15 protein-coding genes and 1 pseudogene are annotated in these 20,945 nt (G+C 59.4%); 3 read left to right on the top strand and 13 right to left on the bottom strand.

The genetic code is table 11. From position 1 onward, the window contains the following. Positions 1-82: 82 nt before the first annotated feature. Positions 83-325, top strand: a pseudogene (locus tag GL284_RS16850) (transposase); the annotation flags it as partial. Positions 326-451: 126 nt separating this feature from the next. Here the strand turns inward: GL284_RS16850 and GL284_RS16845 are convergent. After that, positions 452-3,427: a Tn3 family transposase gene (locus GL284_RS16845; protein ID WP_131390057.1), complete on the bottom strand. Its 2,976-nt coding sequence runs from the start codon at positions 3,425-3,427 to the stop codon at positions 452-454. A 155-nt stretch (positions 3,428-3,582) separates the two neighbouring features. Between GL284_RS16845 and GL284_RS16840 the strand changes: the two genes are divergently transcribed. Beyond that, positions 3,583-3,990, top strand: a complete 408-nt coding sequence (locus tag GL284_RS16840; RefSeq protein WP_230383142.1) for a recombinase family protein — start codon at positions 3,583-3,585, stop codon at positions 3,988-3,990. Positions 3,991-4,011: 21 nt separating this feature from the next. Here the strand turns inward: GL284_RS16840 and GL284_RS16835 are convergent, their stop codons facing one another. From GL284_RS16835 to tnpA, 4 genes are read right to left on the bottom strand one after another with little or no spacing between them, the layout of a single operon-like run. Further along, positions 4,012-4,614: a plasmid pRiA4b ORF-3 family protein gene (locus GL284_RS16835; protein WP_155045806.1), complete on the bottom strand. Its 603-nt coding sequence runs from the start codon at positions 4,612-4,614 to the stop codon at positions 4,012-4,014. Then, positions 4,611-6,263 carry an IS66 family transposase gene (tnpC, locus tag GL284_RS16830; protein ID WP_155045805.1) on the bottom strand — a complete coding sequence of 551 codons (1,653 nt, stop codon included), beginning with the start codon at positions 6,261-6,263 and terminating at the stop codon, positions 4,611-4,613. Before tnpC ends, GL284_RS16835 begins: the two co-directional genes overlap by 4 nt. 58 nt (positions 6,264-6,321) lie before the next feature. After that, the gene (gene tnpB / locus GL284_RS16825; RefSeq protein ID WP_112312267.1) at positions 6,322-6,672 is read right to left on the bottom strand and encodes an IS66 family insertion sequence element accessory protein TnpB; all 351 of its coding nucleotides are present in this window, start codon (positions 6,670-6,672) and stop codon (positions 6,322-6,324) included. Next, on the bottom strand, positions 6,669-7,079 hold the full coding sequence (tnpA, locus tag GL284_RS16820) for an IS66-like element accessory protein TnpA (RefSeq protein ID WP_120441954.1): 411 nt from the start codon (positions 7,077-7,079) through the stop codon (positions 6,669-6,671). Before tnpA ends, tnpB begins: the two co-directional genes overlap by 4 nt. A gap of 20 nt (positions 7,080-7,099) precedes the next feature. Here tnpA and GL284_RS21905 point away from each other — a divergent pair, with 20 nt between their 5' ends. Beyond that, positions 7,100-7,351: a helix-turn-helix domain-containing protein gene (locus tag GL284_RS21905; RefSeq protein WP_341870496.1), complete on the top strand. Its 252-nt coding sequence runs from the start codon at positions 7,100-7,102 to the stop codon at positions 7,349-7,351. A 40-nt stretch (positions 7,352-7,391) separates the two neighbouring features. Here GL284_RS21905 and GL284_RS16810 read toward each other — a convergent pair whose 3' ends face one another. The 8 genes from GL284_RS16810 to GL284_RS16775 all read right to left on the bottom strand — a co-directional run bounded on the left by GL284_RS16810 (position 7,392) and on the right by GL284_RS16775 (position 20,651). Next, positions 7,392-8,060 carry an LbetaH domain-containing protein gene (locus GL284_RS16810; RefSeq protein ID WP_024897970.1) on the bottom strand — a complete coding sequence of 223 codons (669 nt, stop codon included), beginning with the start codon at positions 8,058-8,060 and terminating at the stop codon, positions 7,392-7,394. A gap of 76 nt (positions 8,061-8,136) precedes the next feature. After that, complete coding sequence (locus tag GL284_RS16805; RefSeq protein ID WP_131390059.1) at positions 8,137-9,039, bottom strand: CehA/McbA family metallohydrolase; 903 nt, start codon at positions 9,037-9,039, stop codon at positions 8,137-8,139. A gap of 14 nt (positions 9,040-9,053) precedes the next feature. Continuing rightward, positions 9,054-10,172 carry an ABC transporter ATP-binding protein gene (locus GL284_RS16800; RefSeq protein ID WP_131390061.1) on the bottom strand — a complete coding sequence of 373 codons (1,119 nt, stop codon included), beginning with the start codon at positions 10,170-10,172 and terminating at the stop codon, positions 9,054-9,056. Positions 10,173-10,189: 17 nt separating this feature from the next. Further along, a complete protein-coding gene (locus GL284_RS16795) occupies positions 10,190-10,969 on the bottom strand; it encodes an ABC transporter permease (RefSeq protein WP_230383141.1) in 780 nt (259 codons plus the stop codon). A 41-nt stretch (positions 10,970-11,010) separates the two neighbouring features. Beyond that, a complete protein-coding gene (locus tag GL284_RS16790; protein ID WP_230383140.1) occupies positions 11,011-11,838 on the bottom strand; it encodes an ABC transporter permease in 828 nt (275 codons plus the stop codon). A gap of 55 nt (positions 11,839-11,893) precedes the next feature. Beyond that, a complete protein-coding gene (locus GL284_RS16785) occupies positions 11,894-13,030 on the bottom strand; it encodes an extracellular solute-binding protein (RefSeq protein WP_131390067.1) in 1,137 nt (378 codons plus the stop codon). A gap of 254 nt (positions 13,031-13,284) precedes the next feature. Further along, positions 13,285-19,596 carry a sacsin N-terminal ATP-binding-like domain-containing protein gene (locus GL284_RS16780; protein ID WP_131390069.1) on the bottom strand — a complete coding sequence of 2,104 codons (6,312 nt, stop codon included), beginning with the start codon at positions 19,594-19,596 and terminating at the stop codon, positions 13,285-13,287. Between the two features lie 230 nt (positions 19,597-19,826). After that, complete coding sequence (locus tag GL284_RS16775; protein ID WP_155045803.1) at positions 19,827-20,651, bottom strand: protein NO VEIN domain-containing protein; 825 nt, start codon at positions 20,649-20,651, stop codon at positions 19,827-19,829. Positions 20,652-20,945 lie beyond the last annotated feature (294 nt).

Raw genomic sequence — 20,945 nt, 5'->3', positions numbered from 1 at the left:
TAATGATAAGGTGGCGGTTTGGCCTGCCGCCGGTTTCATGGACATCGAGGTAAGATATTCCTCCTGAAACCGGAGAGCATGAATGCAAAGACGAATATTCAGCCGCGAGTATAAGCTTGAGGCTGTGAAGCTTGTCAGGGAACGTGGGGTCACTGTTGAGCAGGCTGCTCGTGATCTTGATGTCCACGAGAATGTGTTGTGCAAATGGGTTCGTGAATACGGCGACGATCCCAGCCAGTCGTTTCCTGGAAAAGGCCAGATGAAGCCGGAGCAGCTTGAGATCGAGAGGCTTCGGAAAGAGGTCGCCAAGCTGAAGGCGGAGCGCGCCCCGAGGGCGTTCTTTTGAAGGGGGGCAATCAAAACTTTCTCACTAACAATTATTGCCCCATACTTGGGGTCGGAACAAGGTCTGTTCAAAATCCTGCGCTAAGCTCGAACGAACCCTGAACATTCACGCTGCGCGAAGGATTTTTCCGGGAAGCCGCAGGGGCCTGAAGCCCTCGGACATCTGCTGCTCGGTGTCCCAGGAATAGATGCCGGTGAGATTTATGTGCTCCCAACTGAGGGGCGAGACGTGTTTCAGCAACTCGTCGGGGATAATTCGGCCTTGCTGGCGCAGATGAGCCGTTGCCCGGCTGAGATAGACGGTGTTCCAATGGACGATAGCGCTGACCACCAGGTTGAGGCCTGAAGCCCGGAATGCCTGACTGTCAAAGGAGCGATCACGGATCTCGCCGCGCTCGTGGAAAAAGACGGCGCGTTTGAGCTTGTGAGCGGCCTCGCCCTTGTTGAGCCCGGCTTGGCAACGCCGGCGTAGCGCCGGGCTGGAATACCACTCGATCATGAACAGGGTGCGCTCGATGCGGCCGAGTTCACGCAACGCTTTGGCCAGATCGCTGGATTTCGACGACGCGGAGAACTTCTTGAGGATCGCCGACGGCGCGACGGTGCGCGTCGTGATCGACGCGGCAAGGCGCAGGAGTTCGTCCCAATGTTCCATGATGAGGGCGGTGTTGATCGGCACGCCGATATGATTTGCCAGCGCCGGATAGCTATCGGCCTTCTCGAAGGTGTGCAGTTTCCGGTCCTTGATATTGCGAAGGCGCGGCGCGAAGCGCTTGCCGATCAGGCAGAACAGCGCAAAAACATGATCGCTGGCGCCGCCGGTATCGGTGAACAGCTCCTCGATCTCCAGAACCGTGTCATGGTCGAACAGGCCGTCGAGCACATAGACGGCCTCGCTTTCGGTCGGGCTGATCGGCAGGATGCTGTAATAGCCGTATTGGTCGGAAAGCCCGCTATAGAATTTTGAGCCCGGCTCACTGCCATAGTGCAGGTTGATATCGCTGCGCCTAGCGGCCCGGTCACTGGCGCGGAAGAACTGCCCATCGGATGAGGCTGTCGTTCCGTCGCCCCAGATCTGCGAATGCGGATGGCGCGTATGGGCATCGGTAACGCAGGCCTGCGCGGCCCGATAGGTTTCGGAGCGGGCATGGAAGCTGCGCATCCAGCCGATCTGGTGGGCGCTGATCCCCTTCGACGCCCCCGCCATGCGCTTCGGGCCGAGATTCGTGCCATCGGCAAGCACGCCGGCCAGCATGGCAGCGATGTTCTGCGGTGCATCTCCCGTCCGGACATGGGTGAACTGGTCGGCAAACCCCGTCCACTCATGCACTTCCCGCAGAAGATCGGGCACCTCGACCAGAGGATACATCTGCGTGATTTCGGTATTGATGACTTCCGCCGCGGCGGGAACATCGCCGGTCAGCGGCGTCACGATCAGCGTGCCGTTTTCCATCCTGACGCCATCGAGCTTGCCGAAACGGGCTCGCCAGGCCAGCCGTTTGAGGTTGACGTCCATCATCTCCCGGACGTCCGCGAGCCAGGCAGCGCAGTCGGTCTGGACACCAAGGCCAAGCTGATCTTTGTCCTTCAGGGCGACAAAGGTTGGCTTCGGCATGAGATCTTCGTCTATCGGCCGGAATGACCGGCTGCCCTCGACCCACACATCGCGCGAATGCAGCCGGTCCCGTAGATGAGCGAAGGTGGCGATTTCATAAAGCCGCCGATCCGGCTTGCTATCCTCGAAGACCAGTTTTCTTTCGTTCGCACCCAGATGGCCGACCGGAACGCGATCCGGTAGGATACGACGCCCTTCCGCATAAAGCATTTTCAGGGTCGCGACCGCCGCAAGCAGCGGATCGTGCCGGCGGCGCGAGCGGAACGTGAATGCCTGAAGGAACGCGCCGGCGAACTTGCGGATGTTTCCATGTTGCTCGGCCGCCAGCACCAACGGCGAAGCGTTGGCGCTCTCCACCATCGCCTCAAGGCCGGGTTTGATCTGCAGCAGCCGATGCCAGCCGACTTGCCGGTTTACCGTCTCGATCGCATCTTCATCGGCATCATTGGCGGCCTGCAAGGCAACGATCGTATCGAGGAACAGCCGCAGCGCCTTGGACGTTTCCATGCGGGCGCTCATGTGACGCTGCTTCTTCCGGTTGTTCGCCTGGGAGAACAGCCGGCCCATCAGTTTGATGAACATGGTCATTGCATCGTCGGTGAGCTTCTGGCCAAGCTTGATGATCTGCACCACGATCGTCGCACGCCGGCGGCTGGCGCCAAATTCGCCGGTGAGCCAGGCCGGTGCTGCATCACCTTCCCGGACCATCTGGTCCCATCGTCCGGAGGGGATGCGGGCCTGCAAGCGCGGATCGATCTCGAGCGAACGCAGGAACATGATACGCTCCGTCAAACCGACCAGATTCCCCGCTCCCGGAGCATCGGGAGCGGAACGCAGCCAATGGAAGCGCGTCTGCCCGATTGCAGGATCAACAGCCAATAGGGCATCGAGGGCTTCGAGCTTGTCCGGATCGAGATCCGAGATCAGCGCGGCCTCGGCACGGCGGCGGGCGATTGCGCGCGCTGCCAACCCCATGCGCTCGATCATGGTCACTGCCGGCAGCAGAACCCGGCGCTCCCGATACGTGGCAATGATTGCATTTGCGATCATCGCTCCCTTGTCTGTCGTTGAAGCTGTGTCGATAGCTGCCAGGAGCGCTGCGCGTCGATCCTCGCCTGTAGGGCTTCTCATTTCGAGATAGCCCAACAGGCGTGCGGCGTGGTTCATGCGTGTTTCTTCGCGGCGAGCATACAATTCGAATGACGCTGGATCGGCTCCGACTTGCTCAGCAACATGGTTGAGCATCGGCATGGGAAGGGCTTCGTTGGCGATAAGCGCACGGCCGGGATAACGCATCAGGCAGAGCTGCAGCGCAAAGCCGAGCCGGTTATGCTCGCGACGACGAACCTCGATTTCCAGCCGATCGGCCGACGACAGGGAATAATGACGGATCAGACTGTCTTCATCAGTTGGAATGCCGAAAAGCTCTTGTCGATCATGAGGCTTGAGAAGAGTCCTCCGGGCCACCGTTGTTACTCCTTACTATATGCGCTGGTGGCCAAACCTCTGTCCGGAAACGGACGTTTGCGTACAGGGGCGGAACACACTGTCCACAAATTATCTTGACAGGCTTATGAACAGAGGCGATATTTTGGACAGCCTATTCGGACAAAATTGCCCTCATGCCGCGCACCTTTGCCTATGTCCGCGTCTCCACGACAGGACAGACCACCGAAAACCAGCTTCAGGAAATCGGAGCCGCCGGCTTCCAGGTCGAACCGCGCCGGATTGTCACCGAGACGGTTTCCGGCAGCACCGCCATCGCGCAGCGCCGCGGCTTTTCCCGGCTCATGGACAAGCTGGAGTCCGGCGACATTCTGATCGTGACAAAGCTCGACCGCCTCGGCCGTGATGCGATCGACGTCAGCACCACCGTCAGAACGCTGGCCGAAATGGGTGTGCGCGTCTATTGCCTCGCGCTCGGCGGAGCCGACCTCACCAGCTCGTCCGGCACCATGACCATGAACGTGCTCAATGCCGTTGCGCAGTTCGAGCGGGATTTGCTGATCGAGCGTAACCATCCGGCGTAGGCCGCGGACGGGTGTCCGTGCTCAGGGAGTGGGCTTGGGAGCTTTGGGCTTGCCGGGCCGCGGGGACCATTTCTTCGCGAGTTGGTCAAAGCGTTCGACGATCCTGTCGATCCTGGCATCTTCGGGATCAAATGATCCACCTGACCAGCCGACCATGTCGTCGTGCTGCTCGTGGTTCGGATCTGCGAGGGCTTCGAGGAATTCCTCGTAGCCCGGAGCACCGCCGACATCCTCGGGCGGGCAGGCCCCGCTGGCCTTCAGAAGCCTTGGATAGGTCACGCCCGGGCTGGCCTCGGTGACCCGCTCGATCCGGATGCAGTGGTCCCAGTCATCACCGAAGTCGTAGACATACTGGATCGTCCTGACGCCGGTATCCTCGAGCACCTTCTGCAGCGTCGCCTTCTTCGCGGGCATCGGGCCGTCGTAGAATCCGTCCGGACCGGGCACGCCCCAGCCCGCCCCCCCGGCCCTGAATTCGTAGAGATGGGTGTCCGTCCAGCCCATCGCCGCCTGGACCACCTCATGCAGCCGGTCGAGCCTGATCTTCAGCGGCACCTCGATATGGCGCATCGGCTGAGGATCGACGTCGTTCAGAAGGATCCGGAGGCGGGCGATCAGGGTCATGCGGCCCTCCTTTGCGGTATTTGCGACCAGTTCCAGGGAAGAAGTTCCGGCAGGCGCGACAGGGGTATGTCCGGCAGCCGGGCAAGGACATCGGCCAGCCAAGCCTGCGGGTCGACGTCATTCATCTTGGCCGTGACGATCAGGGAATACATGAAGGCGGCGCGGTCGCCACCGCGCGGAGATCCGGCGAAGAGCCAGGCTTTCCGCCCGAGGGCGACGCCCCGCAGCGCGCGTTCTGCTGCGTTGTTCGTAAGGCAGATGCGGCCATCATCGAGGAAGCAGGTGAAGGCGTCCCAGCGGCCGTCCTCCTCGAACATGTAGTTGATCGCCTTGGCGACGGGGTTGTGCTTCGACATTCGGGCGCGTTCGGTCCGCAACCAGTTGTGCAGATCCTGGACCATCGGGCGCACCAGCCGCTGACGGGCGTCATGGCGGGCCTCGGCGGTCAGGCCGGTGATCTCGCGCTCGGCATCGAAGATGGCGTCGAAGCGTTTGACCGATTCCAGCGCGATGGGCGAGATCTCCTCGGCCACCGATCTGCCCTTGCGGGCCGTGGCTTTGATATCCGCCAGTTCGAAGAACTTGCGCCGGGCATGCGACCAGCACAGCGCGCTCAGCACCGGCGCGGGCCTGTGGCTGGCATGATAGAGATCGTTGTAACCGCCATAGGCGTCAGCTTGCAGGATGCCGGTCCAGCCCGTCAAATGCCGGGTCGGATGTTCCTTCCTGCGGTCAGTAGAGAAGTAGTAGAGCGCCGCGGGGGGTGCCCCACCACCAAAGGGCCGGTCATCACGCAGATAGGTCCAGAGCCGGGCGGTTTGCGTGCCACCTTTGGCCAGCAGCGGCACGGTCGTGTCGTCAGCATGCAATCGCTCGGCGCCGAGGACATGGGCGCGGATCAGATCGTGAATCGGCTGCAGCGCGACCGCGCAAGCCCCGACCTGGTCGGCGAGGGTGGAGAGGCTGATCTCCACCCCTTCCTTCGCGTAGCGTTCGGCCTGCCTGTTCAGCGGTTGGTGCTGGCCGAACTTCTCGAACAGGATCATGGCCAGCAGGTTCGGCCCGGCCCAGCCCCTTGGGGTCGGGTGGAACGGCGCTGGCGGCTGGCTGATCTTCTCGCAGTCGCGGCAGGTGAACTTCTCGCGGACGGTTTGCACGACCTTCCACTGCCGCGGGATCACCTCCAGCGTCTCGGTGATGTCCTCGCCCATCTTCACGATGCGCGCCGAACCACAGCAAGTGCAGGAAGTCGGCGCCTTAACCACGACGCGCTCGCGGGGCAAATGCTCGGGGAACGGCTTGCGGGCTGGGCGGCGGCGTTCGAAGGCCGCGACCATCGCCCTCGGGCCCGTCGCCTCGGCTTTGGCCCGGTCATCGGCAATGTCGGTCTCGATGTCTTCGAGCTGCATCTCCAGTTGCTCGATCAGCCGGGCATGGCGTTCGGCACCATGGCCATATTGCTCGCGGCGGAGTTTGGCGATCTGCAGTCGGAGGTGCCGGATCATGTCTTCAGAGGCCGAGACGATCGCCTGAACCTGGGTCAACTCCCCCTTGGCGGCGACCAAGGCGTCCTCTGCGGCAGATGCGCGAGCCTCTGCCGCGGCGAGTGCGGCGCGCAGAACAGCGATCTCCGAGGTGGTCTCCGACATGCCGAAGACCTATCACGAAACCCCGGAATAGTCCAATAAAACAAGGGTATTTTGGCTATCAACCCGCCGAGGCAGGCCGCTGCGTCCAGCGCGGATTGCGCCAGTCGATTCCTTCCAGAAGATAGCCGAGCTGCGCCGCCGAAACCGGAACGGCTGAGCCATTCTGGCTCACCGGCCAGATGAACTTCCCCGCCTCCAGCCGCTTCAGATACAGCGACATGCCGACCCCGTCGTGCCACAACACCTTGATCAGGTCACCCTTGCGCCCCCGGAAGCAGAAGATCTCGCCACCGTGCGGATCGCGACCCAGGCCCTGCTGGACCTTCAGCGCCAGGCTGTTCATCCCGCACCGCATGTCCGTCACCCCGCCTGCAATCCACACGCGCGCCCCCGCCGGAAAGGCGATCATGCGCTGTCCAGCACCGGAAGCAGCCGCGCCAGAATGACCGGGTCAATTCCCGCAGGAACCACGAGGTGCCGGCCATTCACCAGTGTGATCGCGACTGTGACGGCATCGGAGATCTCCAGCTCTGCCGCAGGTGATACCGATACAGGCACAGGTTCGGCAGCAATCATCACCGGCGCAAAGGTCAGGGCAGGCTCATTTCCGAGAAGGCCCTCGCGATAGTCCTTCCGCCAGCGCGTCAGCAACGCGCGAGAGATATCGTGACGCCGCGCCGTCAGCGCCACGCTGCGCGGACGCGACAGGCTTTCCTCGACGATACGGATCTTCTCGGCAGCCGACCAGCGACGCCGCCGACCACTATCGGTCACCGAGAGAACCTCGACTTGGGAACTGAAGCTATGGGTGTCCATAGCTTCAGCCTCCTACATCCATCCCGCCTTCAGCGTCAGACGGTCCTCACCGGGAGCTTACGATCGAGCGGACACAATCCGGTCTCAAGCGCGCCAAGTCGGAAGGCAAGACCCTCGGCCGGCCCTTCACGCTCAACGATGAACAGAAGCAGGGTGTCCGCAACGATCTCGCGATGGGCATGAGCGTTTCGGCGATCGCCAGAAAATTCGCGACCAGCCGGCAGACCATTATGCGGGTTCGCGACGAGGGTTCACGCTCCGTTCGACCTTAGCGCAGGATTTTGAACAGACCTTGTTCCGACCCCTACTTGATTACGATTGGCTATTGCCATTTTCGTTGGCATTTTTGCCCCACCAACGATCACAAAATGCGTTGATGTTCTCTGACTGGAAGTCTGGAAGACGTTCGATAATTGTTGCAAAGGGCCAATCCCACCAGGCAATATCGGTAAGCTTCGAAACGATTACAGGTTCAAAGCGTTTCCGTATGAGCTTGGCCGGCACACCGCCGACCACGGTGTAAGGCGCAACATCCTTGCTGACGACCGCGCCAGCCGCCAGAACCGCGCCATTACCTATTTTCACACCGGGCAGTACGATGACCCCGTGCCCGATCCAGACATCATGTCCGATAGTCACACAATCAGCGGCGCGTCTTGTGAAAAAAGTCAGATCGCGGTCAGCGTCATGCGAATAATATTCTGGACAATAGGTAAACCGGTGCATGGAGGGGCGGTTCATCGGGTGATTGGGCGCTCCGATCCTGACCTCGGCAGCGACAGCGCAGAACCTTCCAATCACCGCATTTTCGACGATGCAACGTTGGCCGAGATATGAAAAGTCGCCCAGCTCCACGGTGTGGAGTGAAGTATCGTCCAGTATTTCGCAGCAGGTTCCTATTCTGGCGTCCCTCAGTTGTACCGAGGGATGAATAACCGTCTCGGCAATTTTCGGACGGGGAACTGGATATGTGTCTGTCATTTCTGCTCTCCAAGGGTTGAAAACCCCTTTTGTTAGAGGGGTTTCCCCGTGGCCCGTGATCTCGTAGCCAGCAATCTCACGACTTCGATGATAGATGGAGAGGATTGCTCCAGGCACGTTTGCTGTTCTCATCGCAGATTACCAGTCTTGCCCATCCGCCTCTGAATTTTTCCAGAGGAAGCCTTGCATGACGAATGCCTGCTCCCATTACACTTTGCGAGCGGGCAGCCTCGCCGATGAGCCATACCGTGTTTACCGGGCTCATTTCAACATTCAGGAAATCCCCATCGATTTCTACATGATGAAAATCTGGCCCTTGCGATGCATAATAGGCACCAGATTTCAATGCGCAGAGAATCGCTTCCGGTGTATTGGCTTGCGCTTTGACCATGACCCAGCCGCAACAGACTTCCGCTAGGTAACGATGGGCATCATCGGTGGCGATTACGCCCGTCGGACGCCCATTATTGAGAAGCTGGTCGATCAAATAGCCGCCGTCGCCCCGACCGGTCTCTTTGTCGCTAATTGAATTGAAAACTTCGACCGCATGTACCTGCGGCAGGGAGAGCGCATCTTCAAGGGTCAGCCCATACCAACCGGGATGGGCTATTGAGACAAAGGCACCTGCATCGAGTGCACGCTGGGCAAGCTCACGGCCGGTCTCGTGTGCATCGGGAGGGGCAAAGTCGAGAGGAAGTCCGTTGGCCACCAGGTGCCATATTTCGCCGTTGGCTATGGAAGGAGCATGAAGTTCGGCTCCGTTGAGAGTCGTGAAACCGTCCCGTCGGAAAGCGGATGTGTCTACAATCGGAAAACCATATTGCTCCATGAAATGGTCTGTCAGGCTGATAAAATCATAACCGGCATTTTGGTAGAAAGAGCAGACTCTTTCCGGCGTCGGGTTGCCGTCGGATATGGATGAGTGGCAATGCAGGTTTCCGCGTAAAAAAGTACCGGCAGTTTCGAAGGCTGCGAGCATGGCTGTGCTTTCGTTTAATGTTGGTTGTCGGATAGCTGGAGGGTTTTGGAATATGTCAGGTACGAGGCCCGCGCCGATTTATCACTATCAAGTGTTGGCATTGGCAAGTCGCATACCCGACCGTCTCGATACACGGTAAATTTACGGGGCAGCATTTTGGTGCGCATACCGGGCACCCATTCTTCGGAGGGCGAGGTCATTGCTTTGAACTGCGCTCCGGTCTCGGTTCGCAGCTCGACCGCAAGATGGGTTCCAAAATCTGTCACGCGCAGCACCGTCGCGTCCCATTCGCCATTTGCCCTTTGCAGGCACAGATCCTCGGGGCGGATCGCCAATGTCGCCGGACCGTCGGAAAGCGATACGGGGAGGGCGATGCCACCGGCTCTCAAGCTTCCTGCATGGACATCACCAGCGAGAAGGTTCATCTGGCCGATGAAACCGGCGACGAATTCTGTCTGGGGCTGCCTGTAGACGACATCCGGTCGGTCGACTTGTTCGATCCGGCCGTCGCGCATGATCGCTACTCGATCGGCAAGTGCCAGCGCTTCATCCTGTCCGTGGGTCACGAAAATCATGGTGATCCCCGCCCGATGCTGAATCTCTCTAACCTCTTCTCGTAGTCGCTCGCGCAGATGCTGGTCCAGACTGGCGAAGGGTTCGTCAAGCAGTAGGATTTTAGGTTCCAGAACCAATGAACGTGCCAGGGCTACGCGCTGTTGCTGCCCTCCCGAAAGCTGGCTCGGGCGACGATTGCCATAGCCGGTGAGGCCCACCATATTGAGCGCACGTTCCGTCCTCGTCCTGATCTCTTCACGGCCAAGCCGTCTGAGCTTCAGCCCGAATGCGACATTGGCAAACACATTCATATGTGTCCATAGCGCATGGCTCTGAAAGACCATGCCTGTTGCCCGTCTCTCGGGCGGGACATTCGTAACGTCAGCCCCATCGATCAGGATAGAGCCTGTGCTTGGGCGTTCGAAACCGCCTATCATTCTGAGGACTGTCGATTTGCCAGAGCCGGACGGACCGAGAAGGCAGACGAGTTCGCCTTCGTCGACATTCAGGGAGACATCTTCGACGGCGCGGGTGGAGCCGAATGTCCGGCTGAGGTTTTTAACTTCGAGTTTGGTCATAGCAGGCAGCTCCGTTTTCAGGCCCCTAGCGCCCGGCCTAAAGCCTGGGCGCCGAGAAAGCGGCGGACAGAGATCAAGAGGACGAAGGATGGAACCCACATGATGAGGGAGAGGATTGCGCCGTACTGAACCACCAATTCGGAATTGATGAACCGGATCATCAGAAGCGGGACAGTACGTACTTCAGGTGCACCGATGAGCCATGCGACTTCAGTTTCGTAAAAAGTGTTCACGAAGGTCAGCAGGACGGCTGCGGATATGGCCGGGAGCACCTGAGGCAAGGTTACGGACCAGAACACTCGCAATGGTCGCGCACCGACATCCCGAGCTGCTTCTTCCTGCCGTCGATCCACATTCTGAAATGCTGATACGGGTATCCACACCATGAACATCAGCGTGGAGACCAACTGGATCAGAACGACGCCCCAGAAATTGCCGATGAGCCCGAGGCCGATGAATATTGTCGCAATAGTGATGTACAGCCCGAATTTGGGGAAGGCGTAGACAGCAAGGAACGACATGAAAAATAAATTTCGTCCCGGAAAACGCATTCTGGCGAACGCATAGGAAGCAGGCAGGCAGATTATGGTCGACAGTGCCGTCACGATAGCAGCGAGCGATAGCGAGGTGGTCATCGCTTCGCGCACATCTACACGGCCGAGTACGTCATACCAGTACCGCAAGCCGAATTTTTGCGGGATGACGGCAGGATAGCGCCATACCTCGGTGAAAGCCCATACAGCAACATTTATCAGCGGCAGCAGAATTGCGACCGACAGCAGGGCCGCTATCGTCAACCCCTTCCAATCGAACCTTGACGACCAGTGAGAACTTGAAATCACGACGAACCTTCCCTTCTGGTTCGAGCGACAGAACGCACATAGAATATGGCAAATGCTGCGCAGATGATGAACGTCACCACTGCCTGCGTTCGTGCCTGGATCGGATTGTCGGCATCAATGATCGTGCGGCGCATAAACGGCCCCATCATTTCGGGCGCCGCTGGACCGAGCAGGTAAGGAAGGGTGAAGGCTGAAAACAGGCCCAGAATAATGAATGACGCAGCGACCAGCAGTGTCCCGCCGATTCTTGGTAAAATAATATACCAGAAGACAGGGATGTTACCGGCGCCGACATCTCTTGCGGCGTCTATAGAGGCGCGTGAAACGTTTGACAGGCCCGCCAGAATAATGAGCAGGGTCAGTGGGAGGTTATCCCAAACTAGGCCGATAATCGGCCCCCAAGGTGTCAAATAAGGAGAAGGGATTTTGGGAAGCCCTAGCGCCGTCAGAAGCGTGTCAACGGTTCCATTCGGACCGAGGGTGCGTATGAGTGCATAGGCGAGCAGGATAGAGGGTACGAAAAGCGGAAACAGCGCCAATGCCTGAACATAGCCGGCGAGCCGCGTTTCAGAAAAACGTAGATAAAGCGCGATCGGAATGCAAATAGCCAAAAGAAGGATTGTGCAAATTAGCGCAACCCACACTGTCAGCCAGAGATTGCTAAGGCTGAAGCTGTCGGAAAAAAAGAAACGGTACGCGTCCAGACTGAAAACATATCCATTCGTTGCTTCCACAGTCAATGTATCGAAGATCGACAGTATGACCGGATAGATGATCAATGTCAGAACCAATGTGACGGGAATGGCAACGAGGAGGAGGCCCAACAGCCCCCTCCAGAAGATGCCGGATTGTGCTGGGCGCACCCGGAGGGAAGTCGTTTCAACGCTTGACATTGGGTGCTACGGTACGGAACCAGCCGTCATTGATAGCAGCAGCCCATGGGCCACCGGGGAAGGTCGGGATCGATGCCGGTTGCAAGGTCGCATATTTTTCTGCGAGTTCCTTAGGGAGTTTTTCCCAGGTGATTGCAGGAAATGCTCCGATTTCGGTCACTACTTTGGTTTGTATTTCTGGGGAAAGCACCATGTCCGCCAGCTTCAGTGTGGCTTCTAGGTTTCCGGCGTTTGTCGGAACTGTCATTTTGGCGAAACCGCCGGAGAACGCTAGATCCTGAAGCTGAACAAAGCCGATGGTTTCCGGCAATACACCCTTGTTAATGGCATCCAGCGCCATGTCGGACCATACCGGGGCCATGATGACGACACCTTGGGCGAGCAGCTGGATGGACTGCATGTTGTCAGCCGTGTAGGAGCCAGGGCCATAGGTATAGGGAGCGATTTCCTTCAGAATTTCGAAACCCTTTGCCAGAAGCACATCGCTCTCGCCCTTGGCGTAGTTATCGATGCGAAACAGTGAAGGATCGCGACCGTTGGCTTCGTGAATGGCGCGGCGTACGAAATTGCCGCCCGAGCCACCAGTGTCGGGCCGATTGTAGACGAATTGGCCCGGATTGTTCTTCATCCAGGCTACGAGCTCGGTCCAGCTGGTAGGCGCATCCTTCGGGTCGAGTTTTGTCTTGTCATATGCGAGGACAACTTGGGTTCCCCGATAAGGAAGGCCGTAATCTGTTTCCAGGGTGACAGGATTGATGCTCGCATAATTGCTCAGCCCGGCCTTCTTGAAGTCCACCCATAGCCCCTTCTTGATCGCCCCTGCAGGCAGATTGGGATCGTTCTCGTCGAAGAGGTCGACTTGAGGATCGGCGGCGGTGCCGAGAGCAGCAAGGGTCCGTTCAACAATCGGCGCAATTGCGTTGCGTGCGCTGACGACATTGAGCTTGTAGCTTGGATAGGCCTTCTCATAGGTCGGCTTGATGATGTTATTCCAAAAATTGATGATGTTGGAATCGCCCGTTATATAAACATCGATACGGTTTGTATCTGCGATGGCGGCCGCCGGCGCTGCCATTAGGGCCGCAGCTACCAGCACGGAACCAATAAACTGTCTGCGTTTCATTTTCGTCTCCAGATCGAAAACAGCGAACGGCACTTTTGCGCCGACGGGCTTTGGGGAATGTCGCATGAGCCGGACGGTGACTCACTGGCGTTGATGTTGGTCACTGGGACGTTAATGTCCCTGAAGAAGGCATTATCTGGAGTCCATGTAATTTGTGTGACAGCTGTAGGTACAGCTTGATTTTTTGGCGATAATCTTCCATTTAAAAGTCGAAATCAGATCGGGGTGCATGTGAAATCACAATGGAAATTAGTTTACGAGAGCCTGAAGTCCGACATTGAGAGCGGAAAGATCGCGCCCGGTGCGCGGCTGCCCACGGAACATGAACTCTCCGGGCAGATGTCGGTTAGCCGTAATACCGTAAGGCGCGCGTATCTCGCGCTTTCCCAAGACGGCGCTATCCGGATCGTCAATGGCAGGGGCAGTTTTGCCATGCGGACGTATTCCGATGGCACGAACTCGGAAATCAACTGCTCGTCCGGACCTGCCCGGTCATTGCCATGCGGCATGAATGCTGCCGACCCCCATTTGCCATCCGCCATGCGGAATGTCGCATCGCGCAAATGGAGCAAGGCCTGGTCTCTCTCGCCCTGCTCCATGCGCGCGGATGACAGGATACTGCCAAGCCAGGTCGCCAGATCGGGGTCGATCCGGCGGGACTCTTTTAGGACCTCCGCCAGAAGGCCACCACCGTGCAGCGGACTCGGCACCCGGAGGCCGATCTGTTCGAGCGTACGGGCTGCCTTGCTCGACACGCTGCGCGACAGCAATCGATGGGCTGCCGGATGGCCTGCAAGCAGCTCCGCGGCATCCGGCAAGTCCATGACGCCGGCCACTTGCCAGAGGACTTCCGTGGCTTGCAACAGGGGCTCAAAGGGGGCGGTGAGACCTGTAGGGAAGACGGGCGCATCGCAGACTAGGCTCGCCCAGCCAAGCCGGGCGGCGTCGGGGGCCAGATTGGTGACGTCACGCGGTCGGGTGTCGTCCACGTGGAGCGACCCCAGCAGGTCGTGACGCAGATCCGGTGTGAAGCTGTCGGCGAGGGCGGTCCAGAACAGGCTTCTTCCTTCGTTCGGGTCCGGGTTGGATAGTCCTGCCTTGAGGGCAAACGCAGGCCAGTGGCGCTCAAGCAGCTTTGCCAAGGCCTTGAGCCTGCGCGCGAGGCTGGTGCCGTGCTTGCGGAAGAGGGCCTTGCGATCGTCCAACGTGCCTCGCAGGTGCCCCCGGCCCGGGTTGACTGCAAAGCTGCGGCTGTTCATCAGCCAATGCGGACGCGCGTCGACATCCAGTGGTGCCAGCAACCACAGGCCGGGTGTTCCTTTGGCGGGGGGGATCGGCCCGGTCGGACCGAGAGGCAGGAACAGCGTCGTATCGTCGTCCAGGTCCAGGACAAGCGCCTTGCCGGCTTCGGTTCCGGTCAAGGTCAGAATGCGGACGTTCTCGGCACCCGTGTCTTCGAAGGAGGCGCCGAAGGTCTCGACAAGAGCCTCCTTACGGATATCGACCTGCCGGATGCCGCGCGCCATGGCGGGCAACCAGCGCGCCGACTGGCGGAAGGCGTCCCAAGCCGTGTCGTAATCCTGTCCCCCGTTCTGATCGAATTCAATGATCGTCGCGGGGCGGCCCTGCCTTGTCGCATCAAATGAACGCTCCTTTCCTTGATCCCAAGGATCGGGCAGAAGCCCTCCGCGAACGTGGCAGGCGACGTGTCGGCTGGCAATGCGCACCTGATCGGCCAGCAGGTGTACTGCCTTGAAGCCGAGGCCGAACTTGCCGGTCACGGCCTCCGCGCGATCCTTGTCACTGAGGTTGAGCAGGAGCATGTGGTATAGGTCGCGGTGCCATCCCATGCGTTCGCCGTGACTGCCTGCACCGACAACGTTGATGAGCCTTCCCCAGTGAATCATGGTTGTGGTTCCGCGATCTCGTGACAGCTCGAACTTTCCGGGAGCATCGCTCCAGGCTGGATCTTGCTGCCAGGCGTCGTCCGCGTTCTGGAAAAGCTCGAAAAAGATTCGTGCCGGGGCGTATCCATCCTCTGTAATCCGCGCCCGCACGCGTTCCAGCAATTCCGCGTGACCTTCGGGTTGATCGACTTTCGTCCAGAGCCGATCCTTGAGATCTTGGCGGATGGTATCGACACCGTCTCCAGCGCCGCGCACGGCATCCTCGTAGTCCTTGCGCGCGCGTTCCAAAGTGCCGCTTGGCCTCGGCTTCATCTCGCCAAGGATTTTCGGCATCTGGTCACGGATTTCGGCCCTGACCGCACTCGCGACATGTTCGGCAAACCGCGCACGACCTGCAAGCAGCGCCTCCAGAGCTGCGCGTGCTTCGGGTTGATCCTTTACACTGCCGACATATTCCTCGGCGAGGGTCCGGCAGAATTCAGTGACATGTCGGTCCGTCAGCCGAACATCGTCCGGCAACACGACATCGAGAGCGCGTCGCCTTGTCAGGTTGTGCAGATCCTTGGTTTGCTCGTTTTTCCAGTTCTGATGGATTGTTCCGACGATCTCCAACGGCTGAGCGTCCCCGAGCGGGAGCATCACGGGTGTTCCCGCGATGGTGACGAACTCGTCCTCACCTTGCAGATCGCGTCGCGGACGGAACTGGATTCGCATTCGGGCGGATCGGGCCATGAGGCTTTGGTCGCTACCTTTTCGATACGCCGTATCTACCTGGTTCTCGAAATCGCGCTCGATCCCCTCGATCACCGGGGTGGCCAGCCCAAGCTCTTCACGCATCAGCGCGCGCCAGCAATCCGACCGACCGAGCATGAACACCAGAACGGCGAGCATCTCGGCGGGTACGGCAACTTTCGCACGGGCGAGGATCGGCCTCAGGCTATCGGCGGACTGCTTCTCCGTCAGTTCAGCGGGCGCGTCACTTGGGCGAAGCTTTCGCGGGTCGTCACTTGAACCCTGTGCCGATTGCGGGAGCAGCCGCGACAGTTCGGGGTCAAGGCGATGCACGAAGGCAACGGCACCGCCATGCGCGACCACCTCGTCGGCGGCACGCCAGGTTCCGTCGCGCGTTGGCACCCGTGTTCCGGAAAGGATTTTCCCGATCTGATCGTTCGACGTTCTCGCCAGAACGCGGAAACCCGAGTCATAGACGGCACGGGCAGACTGGTTCCCTAAAGCGGCGATGCGTGAGAGAGAATCCATCCAACCATGGAAATGGTCAGGCTCAGGAGTCCCGTGCTGCTGGACCTCGCGCACGATGGTCTGTGCCTCGGCGCCTGGCGTCGACAACAGCCAGGCCAGAAGGGGCCATCCCGGCAAGGTCAGATCCGCGCCGTCTTTTGCGAGGGACTGCAGGTAAGGGGCGATGTCACCGGGCCGCTCGCCGATCCAGCACGGGAGGCTTCCATCAGAGAGACGGTCCAGAAGCGCACTTTTGCTTGCGGCGGTGTCCTTCAGCGCACCGTCCTTCACCAGAAGATGCAGGGTGTCCTCGTCGAGCAGGCCGACTGGTACATCCTTGCGTGTTGCCATGTCCGAGGGGAGCAGGCCCGAATTCAAGCCAGGTAGATCCATTACGGCTGCGGGCGCGACTGTGCGCCCGTCGATCAGGGTGAGCCATTGCGTCTCAGCAAGCAGAGGTAGCGTTTCCGCTGTCCTGCCAACCCGAATGGCCGCGATGATTTGTGCAACATGTTTTGCAGGCTCGGGTTGGCCGAGCAGGAAGGCAAGTTGCCGCTCCGCGGACCAGATGCGCGCCGAAGTGATCCGGCGAAACTGTTCCTGCGCCGTGTTGCCGAACGGGGCGTGCAAGATCGGCACGTCGATGCCATCCGGAAAGGGCAAGTCCGGGTTCTGGCGAAAGCCATGCACGGCAGCAACGCGCCCCTGGTTGGTCTCGAAGATCGGCAGAAGTTCGAGATCTTCGTCCGGGATATTCGCCGTGAAAAAGGCCGAGAACAGTTCGGGCGAAATCGGAGTGGCTGCGATATGCCTCTGATTGGCCACGAACTTTTCGCCAAGTGTCGAACCATCGAACTTCCGGACGCCAAGCTGTCCCTGTTTCACGGCGTCAATGCGCATCATCAGGGTCGAACTCAGCAGGATGGTCTTGTCGTCTCTTCCGACAAGGCTGCGCGCGAAAGTGTCGAGTTGGCCGTTCCCCCCTTCGATCCACAGCAGGTCGCAGTCATCGAAGCGGGCTTCGCGGCGTCCGGCAAGGAGCGCGCGCAGGTACGGGCGGTACTTGCTCTCGGTGCTCCAGAGCTTGTGCATCAGGTCGAGACGCGCTTCATCTGGTCCCGAAGCATCTGCCTCTGCGGCAAGACGCGCCGTTTCGTAGGAAGGATCTTTCGCATAGGTCAGACCGGCTCCGAGCTCGGTCAGGAGCTGGGCAGCCTCGGCGTAGTTGATCATCATGGCGCCGGCACCGGGAGCTGCACGTTCGAGCAGCTCGACAAGCTTCCGGTTCTCGTTATTGTAAGCGAAAAGGCGACCGCTGCTTGCTGCCTTTGACAGATCGTCGAGGCTGGCGCTGCGCGGGAAGCCAAGCCCCTTGTCGACACGGACGATGTGCAGTGTCCGGAACTCCGGATCGCTCTGCGCCTCGGCCAAATTGTCTCCCATCGCCTTCAGGATGGCAATTGCGGCGGTTGCGGCCGCGTCCTCGGTCGCGGTGTCCTTCAGCAGCGATTGCAGGGCCGTCAACAGGACCTTCGCTTCGATCAGCGACAGGGTTCGGGCTCCGAAGCTTGTCGGACGCCAGTCCTGGTGAATACACAGCGGCGCGCCCTCGACCGAGGCTAGCGTCCGGCGCATCTGGCTGCTGCGCATCACGCTGGGTGGCATGGGCAGCACGCAATCATCCGGAAGATGGCGAAGGACCATCCGGATGTGTTCGCCCTGTGCCATATCGACATCACGCTTTGTCATCGCTTGGCGAAGCAGGCTCAGGACAGGCGCGACAAGCGCTGCCGACTTGTCCAGACGCCCGCGGCGTGCAAAATCAAGGAATTCGCCGAACCGTGCGAGCTTTCCCCCTTGACCAAATACAGCGGCGGTCAGGAGCCCGGCCATTTTTGCAAGTTCCTCGTCTTGCCAGGCCGCGGCAACTGGCGCCAGGACTGCGTTGGACCCGACTGTTGGAACAAGGTTCCACTCAGCCATGCGTTGCTCGAGGTCGGGGATCAGTTCCAGGATCCGGGGAAGCCGGGTGTCTTCCGGCGCGGGCAGTGCCCGGAATTGAAGACACGGGGCGTTCAGCGTCCAGCCGATCTTTCGGTTGTTCAAGGTCCGCGCCAGAACTTGCCGCGACGAGATTGCATTGCGATGTTCACTTATGAGCCCGGACGCATTCAAGCCGGATACGACTGCCTGTAGCCTCATCTCGGTCAATGCGTCTGACTCGAGCGCATCCATCAACAAACCCGGCAGCAGAGGCAGCACGAGTTCGTTGCGCACCCGCGCATTCCACGCGGCGCTGACGTCGTCCGGCGTGTCCTTGTCATGACCGAGGATGGCGTCCCGTCCGCTCGTTACGAAGAAGTAGCCATGCAGGAACAGCCGAACCTGTCCGGTCCCGACGACGCGGGGCGCGCTTTCGCTCGCGACCGGAAGGAAAACGGACCACGTGATGTCGAGTTCATCTTGCCCGTCGGGATCGACGAGAAGCGCCACGGCACCATGCGGCAACGCCTTCTGTGGAACCATGGCATCGTCCTGCCGGTCGAGGATATCCGGCCAACCTTCCGAGTCGGTCAGATCGGTGCCAAAATCCGCCGGCGCCATCATTTCTTTGCCGACGCTGCGGATTCCGGCGCACAGCGGACCACCGAAATCCGTCTGCCCCGGCGTTGCAGGATCAAAGCGCAAGCGCGGGGAAGCGGCCCGATCAATGACACTGGACGTGCCATCGGTCACGATAACTTCGAGTTTCCGGACGTTACGCAACAGCGAAACGATGCCAGACAGCCAGAACGGGTCGTTGGCATCATCCAGCAAGCTTGTGTCGTAGGACTTGGGTAGGAAGCCGCTGGTGGTCGTCTTCGGTTTGAGGGTTGGGCTCCGGAGGGGATACCATTGGACCATCTGACGGGCGGAGCCTGCGAGGCCACTGGACAGAAGCAGATCACGGTCCCGCGTGGTCAGTGCGGCTTTCCATTCGACGCATGCATCACCGGGTTTCCCGATGACGATATAGGGATTAACCACGAGGGAGGGCACCTCAGTGTCGTGCCCATCAGAAACAACGAGGAAAGCATCGCAGACGTGGAACGCCGTCTTCTGTCCCATCCCGAACCGCCCGATGGCAGCGGTGTCGGTGGCCTTGATGCTGCCGCCGAAGCGCGCAATGCCTTGCGCTGATTCCGCGTCATATCGGCCGTCGTTCGCAACCATCAGCCCCGGAACCCTCAGAAGTGGGTGATCTGCCTCGGGCCAGCCGGGCAGGACTGCGATCCTGACTTGCTCTGAACCGGAATCATCCGCGTTTTGCAGCAATTCTCGCAGGAGCGTCCGTCCGCCCTCGAAATGGTAGCGTTCCTTCAGGTTGGTCCGAAGGTCCTCGATAATCGACTTTTCGTCACGGTGCATCGTCATCGGCAAGAAACTCTTCTGAATAAGCGAAGCGGCGACAGAAAGTTATGGCGACCCGCGCGGTTGATTTCCATCGGCTCCTCGGAACATCGCAGAGCCACCTTGGAACATCGATGCCGTTGAGGGGCAGTCATATCATATGATCCACCGCAAGCTTCCGGCAGCACTCAATTGGCGATACGCCACATCCGGTACCCAAAGAAGACCTCGATCTGATTCCTGCATTGAGCACTCGAAATTTATTTTACACCGTCAAGTGCGGGGTTCTCTGCAGGCGTCAGTTCAAAAGAAGCACTGTCAAGAACATCGTCTATCAACAATTCATAGATCGTCCTTAACGCCGAGCGTTGGGCCGTTGGATTGCGGACGATCGTGAGCCGTGCGCGGTCGCGTTTCCCGCTGTCAAAACTCACACGATACACGAAGTATCGTTCCCCAACTTCTCCCGCCTTCTTCCATTCGTTTGGCGTGAACCTCACGCTGCCGGATTTTGCCTCGATGAAGCGTGCAATCAAGTCCACCCTCTGCGTATCCTGCTTGAACGCCTCGCGATCGTCGGCCGAATTGAAGGTTAAACAGTCACAGCCGAAGGCACCGGAGCCAACCAAGTTCGCAACAGGCAAAGGGTGGCGGCCTTGTGACTCTTCGAAGGCTACCGTCCAGTGTTCAGCATCGGCCGCGCGGTTGGCGTCCCCATTGCGATTAATTAGGGGCCCCGTCCCGCCTGTTACACGAACGCCGGCTTGCTCTGCAGCTTTCTTGCGGGGGACGCTACCTTCGTCGGACAAGGATGTCGCATTTAGCTTCAGATCCTTTTGCCCGTTCTGCCATTCAGGATTCGACGCCTCATCCTCGTCAATGACAGGCATCTCGTGAGAAACATCCTCTCCAGGTGTCAGATTTTCAGCCGAATCTTCTGTTTCCCTCTTCTCGAGAGCATGTGCGAGTGTGATTGGATCGACGGCGGTCACCAGACCGACCGGCTCGATATAACCAATTCCGGCCTGAATGGACGCCTTTTCCTCATCACTGAGCGCCGGAAGGGCCCTCAGTAGATGGGTCATCCTGAGCCGCTGTGTTGATGCGACAAGGAGTGGTGTGAAATCACTGCCTGACTGAAGCTCGAACAGTTCTGCAAACCCGTCAGAAATCGCGTGCAAGCCCAGCTCAAAATTCTCGTCGAAGGGCCGACTGCGGTCTATCGTTACTGTCAGCTCATGAGTCTTGAGATCGATAGTGCCCCGCGGCGTGGTGTAGGAGCGCCGACCCTCGGAGAGGTCAGGGCTTGTTCAGGTGGCCACGGCGGGCAGCCTGACGGTTGGATTGTCGGTCACACGGGCGAGCGTTTCAAGGCTCAT

This window comes from Paracoccus shanxieyensis (genome assembly GCF_009711265.1).
In the GTDB taxonomy this organism is placed as follows: Bacteria; Pseudomonadota; Alphaproteobacteria; order Rhodobacterales; family Rhodobacteraceae; genus Paracoccus; species Paracoccus shanxieyensis.
This window is presented reverse-complemented; position numbering and strand designations above follow the sequence as displayed.